The organism is Polaromonas sp. P1_G2, from assembly GCF_056405515.1.
Window position 1 is genome coordinate 1 of record NZ_JBFUBY010000901.1, and the last position, 516, is coordinate 516.

The 516-nt window shown below is 60.5% G+C and carries 1 protein-coding gene; it reads right to left on the reverse strand.

The genetic code is table 11. From position 1 onward, the window contains the following. The coding region (locus tag AC1D0P_RS28245; RefSeq protein WP_477679759.1) for a sensor histidine kinase at positions 1 to 516 on the reverse strand (516 nt) is incomplete at both ends.

Below are 516 nucleotides of genomic sequence, written 5' to 3' on the forward strand. Positions count from 1 at the left end.
GGAAACGACGATCTGGCCGCCCGAAGGCGTGAAGCGGATGGCATTGGCGAGGATATTGATGGCGATCTGCTTGATCGAGCGCAGGTCGGCCACGACATCCGGCACCGATTGCGACAGCGAGGTGCGAATGATCACCCGCTGGCTATTGGCCTGCGGTTGCACCAGCGACACCGCCTCCGAGACGCATTCATTGATGCCGACGGCAGAGAATTCCAGGTCCATCTCGCCTGCCTCGATCTTGGAAATGTCGAGCAGGTCGTTGACGATGTCGAGCACGTGCCGGCCCGAACGGCCGATATCATTGGCATATTCGGCATAGCGTGGATGGCCGGCCGGACCGAAATGCTCGCTGGCGATCATATCGGCAAAGCCGATAATGGCGTTGAGCGGCGTGCGGATTTCATGGCTGACGCGGGCGAGGAAATCGCTCTTGTGCTGGTTGGCGGTCTCGGCGGAGCGTTTTGCTGTCTTGAGCTCCTCTTCCGAGCGCTTCCACTGGGTGATGTCGCGCATGAC